This window comes from Accumulibacter sp. (assembly GCF_029255285.1).
Lineage (GTDB): Bacteria > Pseudomonadota > Gammaproteobacteria > Burkholderiales > Rhodocyclaceae > Accumulibacter.
Genome location: NZ_JAPUVI010000040.1, coordinates 1 through 4,054, shown reverse-complemented (window position 1 = coordinate 4,054; position 4,054 = coordinate 1). Strand labels below are relative to the sequence as shown.

Genomic DNA, 4,054 nt, shown 5'->3' with positions numbered 1-4,054 from the left:
GGCGCCAATACGGCGATCAGCGCGTGGATCCTATAGGCCGATCATGGCCTGGCTCCATTACGCCGATCATGCACTGGATCCTCTACGCCGATCTTCAAATGGCTCCAATGTGGCGATCGCTGACACTAACAGAGGAATTTAAGTTCATGTGTTGGAGCCACAGACCAACCAGTCCCAATCTCTGGCAAAATCTCTGAGACTCCGCTTGTGCGTGTTTGCCAGCGCTCGTGTCGCTGTCGTGGCCTATGAGACAAATTTAAGGTCGCTGGCGCTCACGTTGGAAACTCACTCAGCATTGAGTGAGCAATTTCGAGGTAAGGCGATCCGAGTCGAGCGTAGATTTCCGCGGCCTGAAGGGCGTATGTTCGACCTTCCTCGCGCCTGCCCTGCCCTACATATGCTTCACTGAGGCGACGGCAACTGGCGGCGATCAACTCTTGGCGACCGACCTGCCTCGCCTTGCTCAACGCGTCGAGCGCCAACTCCTCGGCGCCACGGAAATCCTTGCGATCTAGTGCGAGCGCAGCCATGTTGCCAGTGTAGACGGCCACGTCATGCCTCGAGCGGATACTCTGAGCAATGGCTAGTGCGTCGCGGTAATGTCTCTCTGCCCCATCGAGGTCTTTAGAGGACCGAACGGCTTCGGCCAAGCCATTGAGCGCACTCGCATAGTCGCGGCTAGCGTGGTAGCTGGCATGGTATGCAGGTCTCAAGACGTCGCATGCGACTGTAAAGCACTCAATGGCTAAGGAGAAATCCTCTCTCAGGAAATGTGCTTTGCCGTGCAACGTATGCGCATTGCCCTCTTCTCTGGTACCGGCTCTAACTCCCGGGTAGTCGGGTGTTTGCGTCTTACGCCAGTGCTCTTCAGCCCGGTCCGCGCAGGCTAGAACAGCTCCGGCCTGATAGCGCAGGCGATGGACTCGTCCCGCCTGCCATGCACGCCACCCGGCCTCGTAATAATCTCCCTCGGCAATCGCTCTTTGCTCCGCTTTCTCGTTGAGGGACAGCCATTCATCCCAATGGCCAGTGAAATCGAGGAATACATGGAGGGCATCGCAAACCTCCTGGAGGCGTCTATTCGGTCCCGCGAGGAAAAGGGGCAAAGCTGCGGCCACCATAGGCCACGCCGCCTCGAGCTCTGGGTAGCGATGATGCTCGTGGTAACCGTTTGTCACGATTAGCTCAGCGGCGCGTGCTTCCAGGCGTCCGCCCATCTGCTCGACCATGTCGGAACGCTTTCGTCGGAGGAACTCTCCGACCATCGGCGCGAGGGCAAAGCGACGCTCCTCAACATCAGGGATCACCAAGGCCCTGTTCGAAAGGCTGGTGAGATTAAACTGTGCGGCTTGTTCGTTGATGCCGGCGAGAACAGCGACCAATTGGCTTCCCACTGCTGCGGTGAAATGACTAAGCACAGCCAAGACTCGGCTCTCGCTCTCGTTCATCTCCTCCAGCAAATCGCCGAAGATGAATTCGAGAGGGTCGTTGCCAGGCGGAGCACTTCTGAGAAAATCCAGGGCGGAACCTATCGTACGGCAGTGTCCGCGACCAAGTTGTCCCACCACCCAGCGGATGAGCAGAGGATTGCCGGCGGTTTGCCGGTAGAGACCTCCACGTTCTGCTTCGCTTGCCTGCCGGAGAAGTTGATTGTTGCCGGACAGCTTGTCCATCAGGTCGTTCGCATCCTGCTCGTTAAGTTGGTCCAGACGTAGAATGATGGCACTCGCATCGGCGCGGCGGCGGCTGGTCACGATCGCGCTACAGCTCTTTGGCAAGAAGTTGAGGAATTGGAACAAATTATTGCGATCATCCCGGGTAAACTCCTCTAGGTTATCCAGAATCAGAAGAATCTTGCGCGTCTCCAACTCGCATTGGACAAGGTCTGCGCGCTCGCCTTCCTTTGCTTGCGCGAGCTCTGGTCGTCCGATCTTTCTGGCAATGGCATTCAGCATTTCCAGGTATCCGGGCAACACGAAACTTTCAAGCGAGAGCCTACCGTCCGCCGTGAGTTCGTGACGTTTCGCGGAGAGAAAGATTATTCGCTCGAAGCGCGGAGGTGCGAGCTCCGCAGCGCGTATGGCGAGGGCGGTCTTGCCGATTCCTCCGGGACCATCAATAAGCGCCCCCCATCCGCGCGACTCGACAGCGATGGCCTTGGCGACGATTGCCAGCTCTTTATCGCGCCCGACGAAGTATTGCAGGCGAGGAAGGTTGTTTGGGATTGGGTGGTGAGGCGCCATCGACGGCAATCTGGAACCTACGTTCGCGCGATTCCAGTGTGCACGGCCTACGCCGAGCACCCGCAAGAGCCTTTGCCACTCGGTTGGACGATCGCTCGCCTCAGTCCAGTCCACCGAAACAAGGTGACTAAGCCAGATTGGCAACGTGGTCGATCGATAGACTAGGGGGATCAACCGAGAGTCAGCCCCCGAAGAGTCGGAAGCTCGGGCGGCAAGCGATTCGAAATAGGCCATCCGCCCCCCTTCGAAGTATTCCGGGCTAAGCACACAGATCACCTTCCGGCTCCCTTGTCCAGCCCTGGTCATTTCGAGAAGCACGTTTCTCCCCGGAACGAAATCCTCGATGTCGAGAAAAACCGAAAGTCCGGCAGATCTTAGTGCGGGAAGCAGTTCCTCGCGGACCCACTCCTGGTCGGGAGAGACCCACCGATAACTCACGAGAACATCGTACCTGTGGCCCTCGGCCTGATTGGCCTTCAGTTCGATCAATCCGCTCGCAGCCAGCCTGTCGAGTTGGAGATTGAAATGGAGTTTCAGTGCGTCAATGTTCTCGTAGACGGTGTGAAAGTGCCCCAGTGCTTTGAGCTCGTCCTGGAATGCCCACAGACTCTGCATGTCCTCTCTGCTGACGCTGCCGATGGTCGTCGGTGCATCTTTGAAATAGGCGAAGATCAAAGGCTTGCTGGTTTCCTTGAACTGCCCGAAGGCGGTCTTGAACTCTTCTTCGGTGTAACGGCCGACTTTGGTACAGAACAACATGACGAAGATGTCACATTCGCGAACCGCCCTGTTGTACTCGTCCTGCAGCCGGGTCTGCGAAACGGTGTCGAGGAAGTCCTCCCAGAGGATGAGTTCGAGAAAGGCGCCTTGCGCAACCCAGGCCTTGTTCTTGCGGTTGATGAAGCTCTCGAATTCGCTTCGGTCCTTTTTCAGTTCCGATGAAGAAGCCAAGAAGATCTTCGTATTCTGCATGGTACTGGGCCCTCCTGTCGGCTTGAAACTAGTGCTATTGGGGTCAGCTTCGAATTGAAATCGAGATGCTTTACGACAATCAAATGACATCCTCGATATTATCCTGAAATTGCGAGCGTCGGCTTTGATGGTGAATCGCCACGGTCTCCTCATGGCCGATGGTACTCGTTGGTGCCTGCATCCGCAAAGCGGACGTAGGCAAATTTCCAGCGTTTCCCGCAACCGCCCCCGAGGCCGAACCTTGCAAGTCGACACCGGACTGGTCGACAGTCCACATGGGGCTGCATACGATAACCACGCCGCATGGACCCGGATGCGGCCCATCAGTCCTTTAGGCTCTCGCCACCAACACCAATCCTTGCCCTCTGCTCCTCCCACAACACCGGCGGACTGATGGCCAGATCATGCACGGTGAGGTGATGCGGCAAGCTCTCATCCAGGATGCCGTCCACTATGTCGGGCGCGAGTGTGGTCAGGTTTTGGGAGCTACCAGGGTCAGGTCACGATTGACGAAGTCGCTGGCGGCAGCCCGTACGGCGCGATGACAATTGCCGGCGGACAGGGCCAGCGTTAGCCGAGCGTAAACGAACTCGATGACGCGCGGTCCAGGGGAAGCTGATGGCCGAGACCGCCAACAAGCTGTCTAGCTGAGCCAGTCCGCCGCACTTGGCGGAATCATCAGGATCGGGCGACGCCAACGTGGCGTTTGCCCGATTTTTCCGTCAATCGGCCCGCCATTGCGGCAGCCGCCAATCGAATACCAGAGCCAGTCCGCGCAGGACCGTCGCAAGCGACGCTCCTGCCAACAGACCCACCCAGCCGGTCAGGCCCAGCTGGTC

At 57.8% G+C, this 4,054-nt stretch carries 1 protein-coding gene and 2 pseudogenes; 1 reads left to right on the top strand and 2 read right to left on the bottom strand.

Annotation, left to right across the window (positions count from 1 at the left end; genetic code table 11):
- Window positions 1–272 precede the first annotated feature (272 nt).
- Together Q1M07_RS05720 and Q1M07_RS05715 are read right to left on the bottom strand one after the other, a co-directional pair.
- Complete coding sequence (locus Q1M07_RS05720) at window positions 273–3,215, bottom strand: TIR domain-containing protein (protein WP_288129284.1); 2,943 nt, start codon at window positions 3,213–3,215, stop codon at window positions 273–275.
- A 323-nt stretch (window positions 3,216–3,538) separates the two neighbouring features.
- Window positions 3,539–3,694: pseudogene (locus Q1M07_RS05715) on the bottom strand (LacI family transcriptional regulator); the annotation flags it as partial.
- Between the two features lie 5 nt (window positions 3,695–3,699).
- Here Q1M07_RS05715 and Q1M07_RS05710 point away from each other — a divergent pair.
- A pseudogene (locus Q1M07_RS05710) lies at window positions 3,700–3,866 on the top strand (NAD(P)H:quinone oxidoreductase); the annotation flags it as partial.
- Window positions 3,867–4,054 lie beyond the last annotated feature (188 nt).